This window comes from Collinsella tanakaei, assembly GCF_016900375.1.
Lineage (GTDB): Bacteria > Actinomycetota > Coriobacteriia > Coriobacteriales > Coriobacteriaceae > Collinsella.
In genome coordinates, this window is record NZ_JACJKB010000003.1 from 241,290 (window position 1) to 258,724 (window position 17,435).

Sequence of the window (17,435 nt, forward strand, 5' to 3'; positions counted from 1 at the left end):
CGTATGATGGAGCTGCAACCCCGAACCTCGGCAGGACACCACATGGATATCGAAACCGAGCGCACGCTCATCGAGCTCAACAACCGCTTCTACCGCGAGCACGCGGACACCTTCTCCGCCACGCGCCAGGCGCCCTGGCCGGGCTGGGAGCGGCTGACGCACCTGGTCGAGGAGCGCGGCGGTCTGCCCGGCGGCCCTGCAGTGCTCGACCTCGCCTGCGGCAATCTGCGCTTCGAGCGGTTCGCCGGCGCGCGCTTCGAACAGGCGGCCCCGACGTTCTATGCGGTAGACGATTCGGCGGAGCTCGCCGAGCTCGCCCCCTCGCTACCCGGTGTGCTCTGCCGGCGCGTCGACCTTCTGGCAGAGCTGCAAGCGGGGCGCGACCCCCTGCCCGGCCTTCCGCCCTGCGACCTCACGGTCTGCTTCGGCTTTTTGCATCACGTGCCCGGCACGCGGCTGCGCGAACGGCTTCTCGACCTCATGGCGCGCGCGACAGCTCCCGGCGGCATCCTCGCGCTGTCGCTTTGGCGCTTCATGGACGACCCCCGCCTTGCGACCAAGGCCGCAGCGGCAGACGCGCTGGCAGAAGCTGCCGGACTCCCCTGCGCCGAGCTCGATGCAGGCGACCATTACCTCGGCTGGCAAGACGACCCCCGCCCCCTGCGCTTCTGCCACCACTTCGACGAGGCGGATATCGACGCATGCGCCGCGCGGCTCGAACGCGGCGGCGCCACCGAGATAACCCGCTACGATGCCGACGGCCGCAACGGAGCTCTCAACCGCTACCTTGTGTTTCGCAAAGGCCGAGTATGAACGGCGCCGTTTCCGACACCGCCTATGCGGCGAAGCTGTTCGAAGGTTGCGATGCCGTCATCGTCCAAGCGTGCCTCGAGGGCACGATGAGGCATCTGCTCGTCGACCGCGCGCCTTCCGTACCCGCTGCCGCTGCTGTTCTCGGGGATTTCGCCTATCTCGCAGGCAACCCTTGCAAGGCACTCCTCGGGCGCATCCTGCAGGCCGACGCCCCTGCCCCGCAGATCCTCATCCCCTGCAGCGATGCCGCCGCGCGCCTGCTCGAAGCGCATGTCGGCAACGGATTCGAGCGCCATACCCGCTACGCCATGCAGCTTGAACCAAGCGCGCTCGATCTTCCACACCTGTGCGAGCTCGCATCCGCGCCCGACGGCGTGACGATCAGGCCCATCGACCAGATGCTGTATCGCCGCTGCCTCGAGCTTCCTTGGAGCCGCGACCTCGTGTCGCAATTCCCCACCTTCGCCCGCTTCGACGCCCGCGCTCTCGGCTTCATCGCGCTCGAGGACGGCACTATGGTATCGGGCGCATCCACCTATGCCCGCAGCGCCGACGCCATCGAGATCGAGGTCGACACGGCGCCTGCAGCGCGCCGCCGGGGCCTTGCCCGCGCATGCGCGGCCGCGCTCATCCTCGCTTGCCACGAGCGCGGTATTCGTCCCAACTGGGATGCGCACACGGCTGCCTCTCGCGCGCTGGCGGAAAGCCTCGGCTACCGCCTCTCCCGTGCTTATACCGCGTATATCGTCCAGGGCGCCTGATCTTCGGCTACAATCCTCGCGCAGTCAAGCAAACCGCCGCGCGCCCGCGCGCCGAGGAGATCCCCATGGGCCTTACGCATATCCGCCTACCGAAGAACTTCAACCTCGATGAGCGCCTCGAGCGCTATGCCGATGCCATCGAGACGCACGCGCCCGCGCTGGCGGGTCGCTGGGCGCAGGACTGCTGGCCCCTTGGCGTCTGCCGCGCGGATGGCGGCGCGGCGTATTCCGCCGTCCACCTCGACCTCGGCTGCGGCAAGGGCTCCTTCATCGCGCAGTGCGCAGCAAAGCAGCCCGATGTTCTGTATATCGGCATGGACGTGGAGCCCATCTGCATCGCCTACGCCGCGCAACGCGCCATCGAGGATGGCCTGCGCAACATGGTGCTCGTCCCACGCGGTGCCGATGCCCTTCCCAAGCTGTTCGCAGCGGGCGAGCTCGCGGGCATCACGCTCAACTTTCCCACGCCCTACCCCAAACGCCACCACGCCCGGCGTCGCCTTGTGAACGTCGACCATCTGCTCGGCTTCCGCCAGCTGCTGGCACCCGGTGGCACGATCACGCTGCGAACCGACAGCCAGCCGCTCTGGGAGTACGCGAAGGCACAGTTCGAGGCCGCGGGCTACGAGCTCCTTTGGGTTTCCGCCGACACGCGCGCCGAGCACCCCGAGTTCCCCGAAACGGAGTACGAGCGCCGCCTGACCGACAAGGGTGCGCGCGTCTACGGAATCTGCGCCTCGCCCGGCCCCGAGCCCGATGAAGCCCGCATCCAGGCGGGGCGCGACGCCGAGCAGAGCCTCATGTGCTATCTGCCCGACGACCTCTTTTCGCTGGACTACGTGCCGCTCGGCATGGAGGCCGCCGTCGAGAACTTCCGCAACCGCGAGCGCAAGGGCAAGACGCGCATCCCCGAGACGGACGGATAATCCTACGTTTAGAACGCTAGAACATAGTCTTATTAATATTCTATAAATAAGACTAACTACAATCGTATCGGTATGACATACTGTGGCTATGGAGCCTTCGATCTTTAGCCACGATACCGCGCTGCACGCGCTCAGAGGCACTCGTATGAGACGCAACGCCGTCCCATGGGAGCCCCTCGATACCGCCCGCCAGCAGGAGATTCTCTCCCTTGCCACCGGCGCGCGATGCCGCTTGGACATCGACTACCTACGCGGCGTCGGCATCATTCCCGACCCTGCCGATAATGACAACCGGGCAGCCGAACCGGGCCCGATACACCTTCTGACCCAGCAGCGAGTTGTCGCCTCGCGCCGCCCCGGAATAATCACGCACCGATGCGATGTCGCCCTGCCGCCTGGCTCTCTGCTCCAAGTCGACGCCAATACCTTTGTGTGCGGCCCTGAGCTCGTCTTCGTGCAGATCGCCGCATCGGGCAACGCAGCGGCAACGCTGAAGATCGGATACGAGCTCATGGGGCTCTACACACTGCGAGCCGACGACCAGCAAGAGATCGTCCCCGCCGAGCAGGCCATGACCGTCCAATCGCTTACGGACTATCTCGAGCAGCTGCCACCCACGCGAGGACGGCGCAAGGCGACTGAGCTCCTTCCGCTCCTATGCGAGCAATCCCGCTCGCCGCTGGAAACCGACACGGCGCTCATGCTGTATCTTCCGCACATCCGCGGCGGCTTCAACACGGAGCGGCCCCTGCTCAACTATAGGATTGAACTCACAGAGCAGGCGCAGAGCGCCTGCAGCCGGTCGTCAATCGAATGCGACCTGTACTTCCCCAAGGCACGCGTCGACGTCGAATGCAACAGCGCCTACCACAACAGTGAGCAGCAGCGCAGGCTCGATGACGAGCGGGCGACCGCGCTCGCTGCAATGGGCATCCTCGTCATACCCGTATCGATCCCCCAAATCGAAGACCTCGATAAGCTCGAAGCCGTGGCGCGCATCATCACGCGTCGCGTCGGAGGGAAATACCGCCCGCGCGCGAAGGCGTTCCCCGTGCGGCAATCCATGCTTCATGCGGAAATCCTCAAGGACTTCGAAAAACCCAAGGACAAGCAAGCTGAGAACCCTCAACAAGAAGGCAGCGAGGCGCCCTCGTGATACTCCACCAGGACCGTGGACCAAATTCACGACTTTTGAGATATCTCACCGATGTGATAGGTTTTATACACGGCGAATTGGTTCCATTCCTATTCATTACTTTTATCATTTGCCCAGATAAATGACATGCCAGTATTCATAACGCTAAGTAACGCTGTGTCGCTTAGCGCTGCACCCTCTCAAAAGTCGCAAATTTGGCACCCGCCCCCTCCGCGTAGGCACCAAAGCAGCATGCACAGCGCCCCGCACCCCTCCGTCAGCCAAAAAGCACGCATAATCCAACAGCGAACCTGAATAACGCCGCGCGCGGCCCCCGCGACCCAGCCGAAGACGCCGGATGGGAAATGGATGGCCGCGGCAAATGGCCGCGTGTGATGCGACATAATGGAACGCGGCTAACCGACAACGAAAAAGGACCTCACGTGGCAGACACGACGAACACGACGACATCGGCAAGCTCTTTTGCGGGCGGCACGGGCGCGCTGGAAGGCGGATCGCTCGGAGCGCTGTCCCCCTGCTGGTGGGAGCCCGAGGACGGCAGCGAACCCGAACCGTGGCTCTCCCCCGACGAGGCGTTCGAGCGCTTCCTCGGCTGGACCGAGAGCCAGGGCATCGAGCTGTGGCCCCACCAGGAGGAGGCCCTCATGGACCTTGCCGCAGGCGACCACGTCATCCTAGGCACTCCCACCGGCTCCGGAAAGTCGCTCGTCGCGCTCGGCATGCTGTTCATGGGCATGGCTCAGGGCAAGCGCGCCTATTACACCGCACCCATCAAGGCCCTCGTCAGCGAGAAGTTCTTCGACCTCGTCGAGGTGCTCGGCCGTGACAACGTGGGCATGATCACCGGAGACACGCACATCAACACCACCGCCCCGGTCATCTGCTGCACCGCGGAGATCCTGGCAAACCAGGCGCTCCGCGAGGGCGAGGACTCCGATGTCGGCTGCGTCGCCATGGACGAGTTCCACTACTTCGCCGACCCCGACCGCGGATGGGCCTGGCAGGTGCCCCTGCTCACGCTGCCCCAGACGCAGTTCATGCTCATGAGCGCCACGCTGGGCGACGTCACGGCCATCGCCAGCGCCCTCAAGGAGCGCACCGGCATCGAGGTCGACCAGGTCACCGACGCCCCGCGCCCCGTGCCGCTCGCCTACGAATACGTGAACACCTCGCTCGAGGGCACCGTCGAGCTCGCCATGCGCCGCGGCGAGGCGCCGCTCTACATCGTGCACTTCTCGCAGGACGCGGCGCTTTCGACCGCAAGCTCGCTTGCGAACTTCGGCATCGCCACCAAGGAGCAGCGCGAGGCCATCAAGGAGGCTGCCAAGGGCACGCGCTTCACCACGGCCTTCGGCAAAATCTTGAAGCGCCTGCTCGCAAACGGCGTGGGCGTGCACCACGCCGGCATGCTGCCGCGCTACCGCCTGCTTGTGGAGAAGCTTGCCCAGCAGGGCCTGCTGCCGGTCATCTGCGGCACCGACACGCTCGGCGTGGGCATCAACGTGCCCATCCACACCGTCGTGCTCACGGCGCTCACCAAGTTCGACGGCCACCGCATGCGCCGCCTGCGCGCCCGCGAGTTCCATCAGATCGCCGGCCGCGCCGGGCGCGCCGGCTTCGACACGGAGGGCTGCGTCATCGCCGAGGCACCCGAGCACGAGATCGAGAACGCCAAGCTCGTCGCCAAGGCGGGTGACGACCCCAAGAAGCTGCGCAAGATCAAAAAGAAGAAGCCACCCGAGGGTTTCGTCACCTGGAACGAGCAGACGTTCACCAAGCTCATCGAGTCGGCTCCCGAGACCCTGAAGCCGCGCCTGCGCATCACGCATTCCATGGTGCTCTCCATGGTCGAGCAGGGCGGCGACGCCCGCGCGCACGTCGGTGAGCTCATCGAGCGCTCGCTGCAGACGCCCGAGGAGAAGCTCGCCCTGAACGCACGCGCCGACGAGATCTTCGCCACGCTCATCGACACGGGCGTCGTGGTCCGCGACACCGCCGCCGACGGCACCGACGAGTATTCCCTCACGGTCGACCTGCCGGATGATTTCGCACTCGACCAGCCGCTCTCGCCCTTCCTGCTCGCCGCGCTCGAGCTGCTCGACCCGGAGAGCGAAACCTACACCATGGACCTCATCTCGATGGTCGAGGCCACGCTCGAGGACCCCAAGCAGGTCCTGCGCGCCCAGGAGCGCGCCGCGCGCGACCGCGCCCTCGCCGAGATGAAAGCCGATGGCATCGATTACGAGGAACGCCTGGAGAAGCTCGCCGACGTCACCTACCCCAAGCCGCTCGAGGACGTACTCGACGCCGCCTTCGCGCAGTACTGCGAGAAGGTCCCGTGGGCGAACGACTATGCGCTGTCGCCCAAGTCGGTGCTGCGCGACATGCTCGAGAGCGCCTCGGACTTCAAGGGCTATATCCAGAAGCTCAAGATCGCGCGGTCGGAGGGCATCCTGCTGCGCTACCTTGCCGAGGCGTTCCGCTCGCTCGACCGCACCGTGCCGCTCGAGAAGCGCAACGACCAGCTCTGCGACATCATCTCGTGGCTGGGCTTCGTGGTTCGCTCCGTCGACTCGAGCCTCGTGGACGAATGGGTGGCCGCGGGCGATCCCGCCGCGCTGGATGCCGCCCCGCCTCAGGCGGCAGATGCCGTCGTCGCCGACCGTCGCGGCATGACGCTGCTCGTGCGCAACGCGCTGTTCACCCGCGTGACCCTGGCGGCGCGCGAGCACATCGACGAGCTCGGCGACCTCGATGCCGACTGGGGCATGACGGGAGCTCGCTGGCGCCGTGCGCTCGATGCCTACTTCGAGCAACACGACGAGATCATCCTAGACGCCGACGCCCGGTCGACGGCCTTCTTCTCCATCGACGAGAGCGACGAGAAGGCCGCCCATCTGTGGCATGTCCATCAGATCTTCTCCGACGAGAGCGGCGACCACGACTTCGGCATCATGGCCGACCTCGACCTCGATGCCACGGCGGATGAGGGCGAGGCCGTCTTCAAGAACTACCGTGTGGGCTTCATCGAGGACCTGCTCGCATAGGTCGACCTGCAGCAGCATGGCATGCAGCCCGGCACCGGCAATGCTCGGCGCCGGGCTGCCGCTTTCTGCGCGCACCACGGTTGCCGACCCCCTATTCCCCCAGCGCAGGCGGGCTATACTGTGCTGCAGTGTATGGAAAGGATCATCGATGGACAGCAGCTCGGCGCATAGCAAACCGACCGTCGGCGTCGTACTCGAAGGCGGCGGCTTTCGCGGCATGTACACCTCGGGCGTGATCGACGTCTGGATGGAGCGCGGCCTCACGGCCGACGCGACCGTGGGCGTCTCCGCAGGCGCGACCTTCGGCTGCAATTTCAAATCGAAGCAGATCGGCCGCTCGCTGCGCTACAACAAGAAGTACTGCGCCGACCCCCGCTACGCGAGCCTGCGCAACTGGATCTTCAAGGGCGACCTGTTCAGCCGCGACTTCGCGTACGGCGAGCTGCCTTGGAAGCTCGATGTGTTCGACAGCGCCACCTTTGCTGCCGACCCTATGCGCTTCACCGTGGTGGCAACCGACATCAACGCCGGTAAGGCCGTGTACCACGACCTCGGCCCGGGCGATGTGGGCGACATCGAGTGGATTCGCGCGTCGGCCTCGATCCCCATGGTCTCGCATCCCGTGTACCTCGAGGGCCGCGAGCTGCTCGACGGCGGCGTCGCTGACTCCATCCCCTACCGCTGGATGCTCGATCAGGGCTACGACCGCACCGTCGTGGTGCTCACGCAGCCCGCGGGATACCGCAAGGAACCCAACAGCCTCCTGCCGCTGCTGCGTGTCTGGCTGCATCGCTACCCGCGCCTGGTCGAGCTGCTTGCCGACCGTCACGAGCGCTACAACAGGCAGCTCGACGAGCTCGCCGAGCTCGAGTCCCAAGGCAGGGTATTCGTCGTCCGGCCGAGCGAATCCGTCAAGATGCCCATGATGGTACGCGACCCCGAGATTCTCGACCGGGCTTACCGAATCGGACGCGCCGATGCCGAGCGGACCATTGGGGCCCTGCAGGCCTACCTTTCATAGCGGGTTCAACCGCCCGACGACGCCTCGCCATACGTTCGCATTACCGACCGACCCCGTTGGCAGATGTTGCGCAACTGTGAACGTATTGTGGAACTACAATTCAGACGACGGCGTCGAAAGCGAGGAGGAACCATGCCCGAGCATAAGGGACCTGCCCTGATTGATCCCGAGGGGGGCAGACACGACCTGACACAACGTCAATTCGAGGTCATCGTCGCCATGGCATCGCGCTTGGGCCTCGACATCATGCCCTCGTCGGACTCAACGGACGACGCCCTCATCTCCACCGGCCAGGCCGCCGAGATCCTCGGCGTCTCGCGTCGCACGGTCACGCGCATGCTCGACCGCGGCGAGCTTCCGGGCATACGCCTGGGGCCGAATCACCACCGCAGCGTGCGTCTCGTCGATGTGCTGGCCTTTCAAGACCACGGCGGCGTGCGCGCCTAGCGCAGCGCGACCGCATCGAAAGGAACAAGCTGCTTTGAGAGCTTTCATCGCGCTGGAGCTACCGTACGAATTCGAGGACGAGCTGGCGGGTTGTGCCCGCCAGCTCGCTTCCGTTGTGTCGGGACGGTTCATGAAGCGCAGCACCTACCACGTGACGCTCGCGTTTTTGGGCGATATCGACGAGGGCGAGGCGCGCAACGCGATGGATGCCCTCGACGCTGCCTGTGCGGACATGGGGCCTGTGCCCCTGAGCGCCGAGGGCCTGGGAACCTTCGGCCGGCCGCGCGACGCGACGCTCTGGCTCGGACTTGCGCGCAGCACACAGCTCATGGATCTGGCAAGCCGCGTGCGCACTGAACTCGAAAGCCGCGGCATCGCCTTTGACGCCAAGCCCTTCCTGCCGCACATCACCCTCGTCCGGCGGGCGCGCATCCCCGCAGGGGCGCTGCCCGACCTGCCTTTTCCCCTGCCCGCCGAGGCGACAGACGTAACGCTGTTCAAGAGCATCCTCGACCAGTCCGGCGCGACGTACAAGCCGCTCTACACCGTGGAGCTGCGGTAGGTGCCGCGATCGCCCGAGGGCAGAGCGCGAATATGGAGGATATCGGAAGCCCGAAGGTTGCGCCAAAAAAGTTATGACGTTGTGCGTCGAGTTTTCGTTCCGCAAGCGCCCCTGATGCTAGATTCAGGCATGCTCTGGGCTGTGCGGACGGGGTAATTGCGCACTCCCCGCTGCCACGCCGCGGATGCATCTCGTCGGGAGCATATTGCCTTTAGTGGGTTTTACCTGCATGTTTACATGCATATCGATTGAGTTTTCCGCATCTGCTCCACAGCGGACATTCCGAGCACGATCCGAATCGGACGCAGCCATCGAACGCCGGCGGCCCGACGAACCGCCTTTGGCCCTTGACGTATGATGGGCTCCTCGAAAAGCCGATGCATCCCGCCATCCGCTGCGCGCATCGGCACGCGCGCCACCCCTGCATCCCGCTCGGAGGTTCCCATGCCGCTCGAATACGTGTCCATCATCCTGGGCGCCGCCGCGATCTTGCTCGGCTTCGCGCCTATCATCCCACTGCAGGTTATCGGCATCGCCGCCGGCATCGCAGGCATCATCACCTCGCGCCGCGCCCGCAAGATGGATTACCGCCGCGACATGCCCGCCACCATCGGCTTCGTCTGCTCCATCGCGGGCATCGTGATCAGCGCGCTCACGCCGCTGTTCTCCCTCATCATCGCCATCGTCAAGCTCGCTGCGTAACGGCAAACGGCCGCGGAGCGCACCCCATCAGCTCCGCGGCGGCACGATGCAGTCGTAGCGGACGGCTTTGCCGGAAAGCGAGTGGCTCGGCTTGACGCCCGCCAGATGCGGCCCCTTGACCGGCCGCTTGATCACGATCTTGCGCGGACACGCGGCCAAAGCGGCCTCGAGCAGCTCCTCCTCGTCGGCGCAGGGTCGCTCCAGGTGATGCAGCAGCTGGAACTTCTTCTTGACCGCGGCGCTCTTGGTGCGCCCGGGAAACATCGGGTCGAGATAGACGACATCGGGCGCGTAGTCGAGCGCGCGCAGGGCGGCGACGCTGTCGCCCTCCACCAGATGCATCCTTCCGACGATCCCGGAGAGCCGGAAATCCTCAGCGGCGCGGCGTAGCGCGTCGTCCAGCAGGGCGGCGATCACCGGATCGCGCTCGAACATCGCGACCTCGAAGCCTGCCGCTGCAAGCATGATCGAATCTTCGCCCAGACCCGCCGTGGCGTCGACCGCACGGGGATGATCCACGCCGCGCACGCGCGCCGCACGCACCAGCAGCTCGCGGGAAAGCGCGCCTTGCTGCAGGCGCGGCAACATGGTGGAAAAATCGGCGCGCAACTCCATGCCGTCGGCCTTGAGGCAGAGCCCGGAATCGTCGATGCGCAGGGCGAGCGCTTCCGCAGGGATATCGCCCGGCTCCACCAGCACGCCCGCCACGCGTTCGGCGAGCGCACGCGCCTGCTCGCAATATGCCGGCGTTGCCGCAAACACCGCGATCGGCTCCCCCATGGCACCTCCTCCTTGTCGTAAATCGCTCAGGCCATAACGTTACCAAAAGAAGGAAGGTTCACAGAGAACGCGGGCATCCCGTCGTCAAACAGGATACCCGCATACGCCAGGGGCGGAGCCCCATTGCTCCGCCCCACCCACGTCTTATTACTTTGGAATCGCCTTCTATCCTCTTCTTCGTAGGACTGGGCAATTCAACTGTTCCGCCTTCGGGCCCGCTGGCGCTCCTCATCGGCTCCTACCGGGATTGCCCCGTTGCGCGTTGGGCGAGTCCGCTCACCCCAGATGCCTAAAGGGCCTCGGTAACGTGGAGAGCGAGCCCGAAGGCTGCCATATCCTCACTGCCCGTTGGACCCACCTCCTTAACTCGTCGCTTCGAATCTCGAGCGAATCTGTTTTTTGCTCACTCTGTTTATTTCCCAGCCGCATACGGATAAACGGCCGCTGGATGCAAGCCCGCGAACGGTCGATAGCATCGGCGAACGGCAAGGTGGCATATTCGCCCAAACAAGGGCGAAGCCAACCTGCGAGCGCACCCACATGCGGCGCCACGATGCGTCACAATGGAGCAAACGACGTGGAGGGAAAGGCAGATGTCGAGCAGAAAACCATCGGCACGGGCGCGACAGGTCGCGGCATTCAAAGCCGGAGCCGACGACCTGGGCGACCTGTTCTTGCGCGAGCAGGAGCGCCAAGACGAGCTGGAGGAACATCGCGACGAAGCGCGCTATGAGCGTGCCTGCGCCTCGAAGAAACGCTATGCCACGCGCGCCGACGCCCGCGAGGCCATCCGCCTGTGCGCCGAGCACGGCACGCGCGGCCTCGACTGCTACCGCTGCAGCTACTGCGGGGGCTGGCACCTCACCTCCCATCCCTGGAAGAACGAACGGCAGCCCTCGTGACCGAAAGGTGACCGCATGCTCGACCTGAAGCGAGTCCTGAACGCCGCGAAAACGCCCGCGTGCGACGACCTCGTCCGCCTGAGCACGCCCTGGGGCGCCTCGATAGATCCCGGGCGGGTGCTGCCCGAGCATCCGCGCCCCACGATGGAGCGTGCCGCCTATACCGTGCTCAACGGGCTGTGGGACTACGCCGTCGTGCCTGCAGGGCCCACCGGCAGCACGGAGGGCCGCCGCGCCCTCACCGAGCAGGAGGCCCTTGCCGCCGTGACCGACGCGCCCATCCCCTCCTCCTTCGACGGGAGCATCCTCGTGCCGTTCTCGCCCGAGGCGCCGCTCTCCGGCGTCGAGCGCATCGTGCAGCCCAACGAGCTGCTCTGGTACCGGCGCACCTTCCCCGCCCCGGAACGCAAGCCGGACGAGCGGATCGTTCTTCATTTCGAAGCCGTCGACTGGGCATGCGCCGTTCGCATCGATGGCGAGCTCGCCGCCACGCACGTCGGGGGCTACCTCCCGTTCGACATCGACATCACACCGCTGGTCCCCGAGGGGCGCGAAGGCAATATCGAGCTTTCGCTCTGCGTATACGACCCGAGCGATGCCGGAACCCAGCCGCGCGGCAAGCAGCGCCTGGACGCCGGTGGCATCTGGTACACGCCGCAAAGCGGTATCTGGCAGAGCGTGTGGCTCGAGGTGCTCCCCGCCGCATACGTGGAGACCCTCACCCTGCAGGGCGCCGCTGACGGCACGCTTGCCGTCGCGGCCCGCATCGCCGATCCGACCGCGCAGCTCAGGCAGGGTGGAACGCTACACCTGACCTTGCGCGAGGCCGCGGGCTCCATCGTCCTCGACGGCACGATTCCCGTAACGCCCGGCAGCCCCGATGCGCCCGGCCTGCCCGCGGCCTCGGGCACCCTTCGCCTCGAGCATCCGCATCTTTGGAGCCCGGACGACCCGTATCTCTACCGGGTCGATGTCGAGCTGCGCACGAACGCAGGCGTCTGCAAGCCCGACGTCCTGCGCTCGTACTGCGCATTTCGCACCGTGGAGGTTCGGCGGGATGCCCAAGGCGTCGCGCGGTTTTGCCTCAACGGCTCGCCGCTGTTCATACGGGGTGTGCTCGACCAGGGCTACTGGCCGGACGGCCTCATGACCGCCCCGGCTGACGAGGCGCTCGTCCACGACATCCGCAGCATGCGGTCCGCAGGCTTCAACATGCTGCGCAAGCACATCAAGGTCGAATGCGCCCGCTGGTACTACCACTGCGACCGGCTCGGCATGCTCGTGTGGCAAGACGCGATATCGGGAGGCGGACCTTACAGTCTGTGGCACACCAGCCGCAAGCCGACGCTGTTCAGCGCGAGCTGGGGACGCTTTCGCGACGACACCCCCGCGCACCGACGGGCGCTCTCAGCAGGCAGCGAGGAGTTTCGAGCCACCTGGGTGCGCGAGTGCACCGGCATGGTCCGCCTGCTGTCCGGTCATCCCTCGATCGTGACCTGGGTGCTCTTTAACGAGGGCTGGGGCCAGTTCGATGCCGCCACGGTCGCCGAGCTCGTCCATGCGCTCGATCCCTCGCGGCCCATCGATGCCACGAGCGGCTGGTACGACCAGCGATGCAGCGACTACTTATCGCACCACAACTACTTCCGTCCCCTCGAGGTGGCGCGCGATACCGGGCGCCTGCGGGGTTACGCCGCGCGCCGCGGATGCCGTGCGTTCGTGATCTCGGAGTTCGGCGGACTCACCCGGCGCGTCGAGGGCCACGCGGCGACGCCTTCGGTTTACGGATACGGCGATTACGCGGATGCCTCGGCATGGCGGCAGGCGGTCCGCGACGTGCTCGCCCGCGCCGACGAGCTCGAGGCCCAAGGCCTCGCCGGCTTCGTGTACACCCAGCTATCGGACGTCGAAAGCGAGCTCAACGGCCTGCTCACCGCCGACCGACGCGTCAACAAGCTCGAGGGGTAGACGGCAAAAGCAAGCCCCCGCCCCGAAACAACCGTGCGGGAAGGCGCCCATCCGGCGCCCTCCCGCACGCTGCAAGCTGTCGAGCAGGCCGGATAGCCGACGCCGCCCCTGATTGTCACCCTATACCAGCGAAAAGCCCGGCTGTTGCGCAACAACACCCTGCGGCATCAAACCCGTCGGAATCCCATAGGCAACGCGGAAGTCGCCGCCGTGCCGCGCTTACGCCGGCGCGCCGCAGACGGGACAGGCCTCGCAGCCCTCGTCGCGCGCATCGGCCACGGTCATGTAGCGCAGCACCATGTCGTGCGACAGCGACGGGCACCAGTCGTAGTGGTACCGGATGTCGCCCTTGGGCACGCACACGACCACGTCGTCGGCAGCGGCATCGTGACCGGGCTCCGGGTTCGGATCGTCGGGCTGCGGCACGTCGCCATCGGGAACGTAGGCGCCTGTGACCTCGTCGAAATACCTCAGCTGCCCATCCACCTCATGCCAACCGAGCAGCATGCGGCCCGTCGCGAGGTCGTAGTACACGCGCTTGCCGGGCAGATCCTTCCAGCCGTAGGTCACCGCACCGGTGATGTCGTCGAAGCACATCCAGCCGGGCAGATCGCCGTTCGCGCCGTCGATATAGCGCTCGCCGTAGACCATCTGGCCGGACACGTAATCGTAGAACACCCATTTCCCGCCGTTGGAGGGCACGAACACGAAGCCCTTGAGCATCTCACCGGTCGTGGGATCGAACCAGTACCATCCGCCGTAGCGGAAGTCCTCGCCCTTGACCATGTGGCCTTCGCTGTCGTAGCGCACCCACTTGTTGCCGGCGGGCAGATACACGTCCTTGTCGTGGGCCATCGTGCCATCGGCATCGAACCAGTACCACGCGTTGGTTTCGGGATCGTAGACCTCCTTGGAGGTCGCCATCACGCCGTTGTCGTACCAATAGCGCTCACCATCGACCTCATGCCAGCCGTTTTCGGGCTCGGCGAAGGCGGCGGGCGCGCCCGCGAGCGCCGTCGAAGTCAGCGCTGCCGCAAGGGCGGTGCCGACGGACAGCAGGCGAAGCGGGGTGTTCTTTCGGAGGCGCGGCATCGGCGCGGTCCTTTCTCGTGACGCTCGCAAGCGTGGAGCGGGTTTTTTCCGCCCCTGATGGTATCACGGCGGCCGCGATGCTTCGCAGGTGCGGGACGGCCTTCACGCATCTCCCGTCAAGGCATGCGAGGCAGCCTCCGCATGCGACGCCCCCGAAACACAAAGAAGGGGCGATACCGCTGACAGCTTGCGGTATCGCCCCTTCCTCTCTTCAATTGGATCGCTCCAAGAGCACCACCTCCTTACCGGGATGTCTTCCTGCCGCTGCGCCCCCGCGAAGGTAAGGGGCGTGTGACGGTCTAATGCCACGACGCCTTGGGCGCGCCCGCGCCGGAGGCGCCCGCCGCGTCCTTCGAGGTCGTCTTGATGGCAGGGGTCGTGGCAAGGCCGAGCAGCACGATCACCGCGCCCACGGCATAGGCGATGCGGGTCGAATCGAAGCGCGCCTGGGCCTGCATGCTTACGAGCGCGCGCTGCTCGGCCTTCGTCATCGGGATGTCCGCGATCTGCGCGCGGAACTCGGCATCGCTTCCGAGGTTGACGGTCACATCGGACAGCGCTTGGCTGACCGAGGGCGAGATCGCGGGGTCGGCTGCAGCTTGGGCGCGCACCGTGCTCGTGATACCGAAGAGCAGCACGGCTCCCAGCAGCGCCACGCCGACCGCCTGACCCGCGTTGCGCATGGTGCTCTGGATGCCGCCGGACTGCGACGCGTCGCGCTCGGGCAGGGCGAGCGCCACGACGTTGCTCGCGTGCGACGAGACAGTTCCCGCACCAACGCCTGCCATGAACGCACCGAGGTACACGCCCACGGGGTTCGCGCCCGCCAGCGTCACGGACAGCGCCATGATGCCGAGCGCGCAGGCCATGGCCAGATAGCCCATCTGGATGACATGGCGGGGGTTGGCGCGGGGCGCGAGCTTGGGGATGCCGAGCGCGAGCGCGAAGGTGGGCACGCCGGTGACGATGGAGATCACGCCGACGTCGATGGGAGTCCAACCGGCAACGAGCTGCAGGTAGGGCGCCATGAGGATGGACTGTGCGCCCATGAAGAAGAACGTGAGCGCGTTGGCGGTAAGCCCCGCCAGCACCTGGGGTGTCCGCAGGAACGAGCTGGGCAGCAGCGCGATGCCGTTTTTCTTCTCGACGCCTTGCTCCACGTGCACGAGCGCCGCCAGCACCACGATGCCGAGCACGGCGCACGGCAGAGCAGGCGAGATGCCCGCGATGGTGAACGGGCAGCCGGCGAGCGGCTCAATCAGACCCCACGACGAGATGCCCGACAGTCCGATGAGCAACAGGAACAGACCGGCTGCGGCAAGTGCGACGCCGATGCCGTCGAAGGGCAGGTGCTCGGCGGGCTGCTCGATGCGCGGCAGGCTCCACGACACGGCGAACACCATGAGGAAGTAGGCGCCGAGCACCATGAAGGTGGCGCGCATGCCGGCGGTCTCCATGACCACACCGAGCATGAGCGGCAGCACGGCCGAAAGGCCCGAGGCGGCGCCGATGCAGCCGAACGCGACCGCGCGGTTGGTCCCGTGGTACATGAGCGGGATGAGACCGAGCACCGAGGGGATCATGAAGCTCGCGCCGAAGCCCACGAGCACGCGACCCACCCAGATGAACACAGTCATGTTGGGTGCCAGGGCGAGCGCGACCTCGCCCGCTGCACACAGGAGGGCGCCGCCGCGAAACGTCTTCTTCCAGCCGATGATGGTGCCCGCCAGGCCGCCGGCGATCATGAAGGCGCCGCCCACGAGCGGGTAGATCATGTTGGCAAGCTGGATCTCGGACGTCGTGGCGCCCAGGTCGTGGGTCAGCGCCGAGGCGGCGAGCGACAGCGCTCCGTTATCGCCCGTCGCGCCCATCTGCGCCAGAATCAAGATGATGATGGGAAGGACCATGAAGCGGTCCGCTGCCGACGCCGATGCCGATGCCGATGCCGATGCCGCCGGCCCTGCGGCGCGCGCGGGATGCGCTGCCTTAACATGTGCCGATATGCTCACAGCAGTATCCTCTCTACGCAAAGATTCGCAGGTCGCAGGCTTCATGCCGCCTGCGACATCACGATGGGGCGCTTTGCCGAAAGGTCGGCGGAGCGCAGCGGGTAGGCGCGGATCTGCGGGTCGTTGTACGTCGCGTGGTAATACGTGAGGGTCGAGGCCGAGAAGCAGCTCGTGTAGAGCGTCTTCTCGAAGGCGCCGTCGGCCATGAGCGCGCAGCCCTCGGGCACGGCAACCGAGCCCAGCGTGCGGAACAGGCGCGTGACGTTCGAGGTCTCGGAGTCCTGAACGGGGTAATGGCTGTTCACGAAGGCCGCCTTGACGAAGCGCGCGGGGCCGCTGTAGTCGCCGGGCATGCCCTGCATGCCCGCGCCCGATCCAAACGGCGAGAGGTGCACGCTGCCCCAGGGGGCGCGGGCGGGCGCGTCGTCAGAAAGCATGAGATAATTGCGCAGGTTCTGGCGATGCCAGCCGAAATCGGGCTCGTTGGTGAGCGTGTCGACGTCGTTCTCCCAGACGCGCATGCCGTCGGCCAGGCACTCGACCACGATGCTGCCGGTCTTATCGGCAACGATCCAGTGCAGGTTCGCCACGGGCAGGCGGTCGTTCACCGGCTTGGCGACAACCGTCACGTCCACGAGCGCGCGGCGCACCTCGTCGAGGCTCGCGAAGTTGCGCGCGATCCAGAAGGGGAACTCATAGGCCGCAACGTTGACGCCGTCCTCGGCGGGCGCCACCGCGTAGCGAGCGGACTGGGGAAAGTTGAGGCCGGCGACAGCTAAGCCCTGCTCGTTGCCGCAGTCGAAGTACAGGGGAATATCGTTCACGACGATACCCATGCCGATCACGGCATAGCCCGATGCGCGGTCGTCGGGACGCGCGAAGGCGGCGGGCACCTGCGCGGCGGGAGGCGTCACCACCACCTGCTCGCCATAGCCCTGTGTCCAGTCGAGGTTACGGCCGAAGAACATATTGCCGGCCATATCGGTAAAGCGGATGCCCGTGCACATAGGGGCGGCCCCTTTCTTGCTCGGGCGGCATGCTCGAGCTTGCAGGTTGCAGATGCCCCTGTGATACCCAGTAAAATAGTATGATTTATGAAGCGCGTCTTGAGCATCGCTTACGAAAGACTGAAGGCCGGGAGCCGGGACGCGGTGAAAGTTAGGGGACAGGTCCCATATTTGCAGGCAGATGCGGAGCCCGCGGGCTCCGCATCTGCCTGCAAATATGGGACCTGTCCCCTAACTTTCAC

Annotated in this window: 15 protein-coding genes; 11 read left to right on the top strand and 4 right to left on the bottom strand. The window is 66.0% G+C overall.

Annotation, left to right across the window (positions count from 1 at the left end; translation table 11 throughout):
• The first annotated feature begins 42 nt into the window (after positions 1–42).
• From H6A16_RS03515 to H6A16_RS03555, 9 genes are all read left to right on the top strand, one after another.
• A complete protein-coding gene (locus H6A16_RS03515; RefSeq protein WP_204616165.1) occupies positions 43–813 on the top strand; it encodes a class I SAM-dependent methyltransferase in 771 nt (256 codons plus the stop codon).
• Positions 810–1,574, top strand: a complete 765-nt coding sequence (locus tag H6A16_RS03520) for a GNAT family N-acetyltransferase (RefSeq protein ID WP_204616166.1) — start codon at positions 810–812, stop codon at positions 1,572–1,574. Before H6A16_RS03515 ends, H6A16_RS03520 begins: the two co-directional genes overlap by 4 nt.
• Positions 1,575–1,639: 65 nt before the next feature.
• A complete protein-coding gene (trmB, locus tag H6A16_RS03525; protein ID WP_204616169.1) occupies positions 1,640–2,500 on the top strand; it encodes a tRNA (guanosine(46)-N7)-methyltransferase TrmB in 861 nt (286 codons plus the stop codon).
• 232 nt (positions 2,501–2,732) lie between these two features.
• Entirely contained in the window at positions 2,733–3,656 is a 924-nt protein-coding gene (locus H6A16_RS03530; RefSeq protein ID WP_204616171.1) for a hypothetical protein, read from the top strand.
• Between the two features lie 422 nt (positions 3,657–4,078).
• Positions 4,079–6,703 carry a DEAD/DEAH box helicase gene (locus H6A16_RS03535; protein WP_342589707.1) on the top strand — a complete coding sequence of 875 codons (2,625 nt, stop codon included), beginning with the start codon at positions 4,079–4,081 and terminating at the stop codon, positions 6,701–6,703.
• A gap of 148 nt (positions 6,704–6,851) precedes the next feature.
• Positions 6,852–7,724 carry a patatin-like phospholipase family protein gene (locus H6A16_RS03540; protein ID WP_204616173.1) on the top strand — a complete coding sequence of 291 codons (873 nt, stop codon included), beginning with the start codon at positions 6,852–6,854 and terminating at the stop codon, positions 7,722–7,724.
• 132 nt (positions 7,725–7,856) lie between these two features.
• On the top strand, positions 7,857–8,171 hold the full coding sequence (locus H6A16_RS03545) for a helix-turn-helix domain-containing protein (protein ID WP_204616175.1): 315 nt from the start codon (positions 7,857–7,859) through the stop codon (positions 8,169–8,171).
• Positions 8,172–8,205: 34 nt separating this feature from the next.
• Positions 8,206–8,733, top strand: a complete 528-nt coding sequence (gene thpR / locus H6A16_RS03550; RefSeq protein WP_204616177.1) for an RNA 2',3'-cyclic phosphodiesterase — start codon at positions 8,206–8,208, stop codon at positions 8,731–8,733.
• A 444-nt stretch (positions 8,734–9,177) separates the two neighbouring features.
• Complete coding sequence (locus H6A16_RS03555; protein WP_204616179.1) at positions 9,178–9,435, top strand: hypothetical protein; 258 nt, start codon at positions 9,178–9,180, stop codon at positions 9,433–9,435.
• A gap of 27 nt (positions 9,436–9,462) precedes the next feature.
• On the opposite strand, the gene H6A16_RS03560 is transcribed toward H6A16_RS03555, so the two are convergent.
• Positions 9,463–10,215, bottom strand: coding sequence for a class I SAM-dependent methyltransferase (locus H6A16_RS03560; protein WP_204616181.1), 753 nt, complete (start codon positions 10,213–10,215; stop codon positions 9,463–9,465).
• Positions 10,216–10,808: 593 nt separating this feature from the next.
• On the opposite strand from H6A16_RS03560, the gene H6A16_RS03565 reads away from it, so the two are divergent.
• Positions 10,809–11,117: a hypothetical protein gene (locus H6A16_RS03565; RefSeq protein WP_204616183.1), complete on the top strand. Its 309-nt coding sequence runs from the start codon at positions 10,809–10,811 to the stop codon at positions 11,115–11,117.
• Positions 11,118–11,132: 15 nt separating this feature from the next.
• Positions 11,133–13,085, top strand: a complete 1,953-nt coding sequence (locus tag H6A16_RS03570; protein WP_204616184.1) for a glycoside hydrolase family 2 protein — start codon at positions 11,133–11,135, stop codon at positions 13,083–13,085.
• A 219-nt stretch (positions 13,086–13,304) separates the two neighbouring features.
• Here the strand turns inward: H6A16_RS03570 and H6A16_RS03575 are convergent, their stop codons facing one another.
• The 3 genes from H6A16_RS03575 to bsh all read right to left on the bottom strand — a co-directional run bounded on the left by H6A16_RS03575 (position 13,305) and on the right by bsh (position 17,193).
• A complete protein-coding gene (locus H6A16_RS03575; protein ID WP_204616185.1) occupies positions 13,305–14,177 on the bottom strand; it encodes an N-acetylmuramoyl-L-alanine amidase family protein in 873 nt (290 codons plus the stop codon).
• 299 nt (positions 14,178–14,476) lie between these two features.
• Positions 14,477–16,186: an MFS transporter gene (locus H6A16_RS03580; RefSeq protein WP_342589708.1), complete on the bottom strand. Its 1,710-nt coding sequence runs from the start codon at positions 16,184–16,186 to the stop codon at positions 14,477–14,479.
• 41 nt (positions 16,187–16,227) lie between these two features.
• Positions 16,228–17,193 (bottom strand): choloylglycine hydrolase, encoded by a 966-nt coding sequence (bsh, locus tag H6A16_RS03585; RefSeq protein ID WP_204616186.1) that lies wholly within the window; start codon positions 17,191–17,193, stop codon positions 16,228–16,230.
• Positions 17,194–17,435 lie beyond the last annotated feature (242 nt).

Bases quoted from the DNA above. Each gene is read 5' to 3' on its own strand.
- H6A16_RS03545 (WP_204616175.1), top strand. From the start codon at position 7,857: ATGCCCGAGCATAAGGGACCTGCCCTGATTGATCCCGAGGGGGGCAGA.
- H6A16_RS03560 (WP_204616181.1), bottom strand. From the start codon at position 10,215: ATGGGGGAGCCGATCGCGGTGTTTGCGGCAACGCCGGCATATTGCGAG.
- H6A16_RS03570 (WP_204616184.1), top strand. From the start codon at position 11,133: ATGCTCGACCTGAAGCGAGTCCTGAACGCCGCGAAAACGCCCGCGTGC.
- H6A16_RS03565 (WP_204616183.1), top strand. From the start codon at position 10,809: ATGTCGAGCAGAAAACCATCGGCACGGGCGCGACAGGTCGCGGCATTC.
- trmB (WP_204616169.1), top strand. From the start codon at position 1,640: ATGGGCCTTACGCATATCCGCCTACCGAAGAACTTCAACCTCGATGAG.
- H6A16_RS03520 (WP_204616166.1), top strand. From the start codon at position 810: ATGAACGGCGCCGTTTCCGACACCGCCTATGCGGCGAAGCTGTTCGAA.
- H6A16_RS03540 (WP_204616173.1), top strand. From the start codon at position 6,852: ATGGACAGCAGCTCGGCGCATAGCAAACCGACCGTCGGCGTCGTACTC.
- bsh (WP_204616186.1), bottom strand. From the start codon at position 17,193: ATGTGCACGGGCATCCGCTTTACCGATATGGCCGGCAATATGTTCTTC.
- H6A16_RS03515 (WP_204616165.1), top strand. From the start codon at position 43: ATGGATATCGAAACCGAGCGCACGCTCATCGAGCTCAACAACCGCTTC.
- H6A16_RS03575 (WP_204616185.1), bottom strand. From the start codon at position 14,177: ATGCCGCGCCTCCGAAAGAACACCCCGCTTCGCCTGCTGTCCGTCGGC.
- H6A16_RS03555 (WP_204616179.1), top strand. From the start codon at position 9,178: ATGCCGCTCGAATACGTGTCCATCATCCTGGGCGCCGCCGCGATCTTG.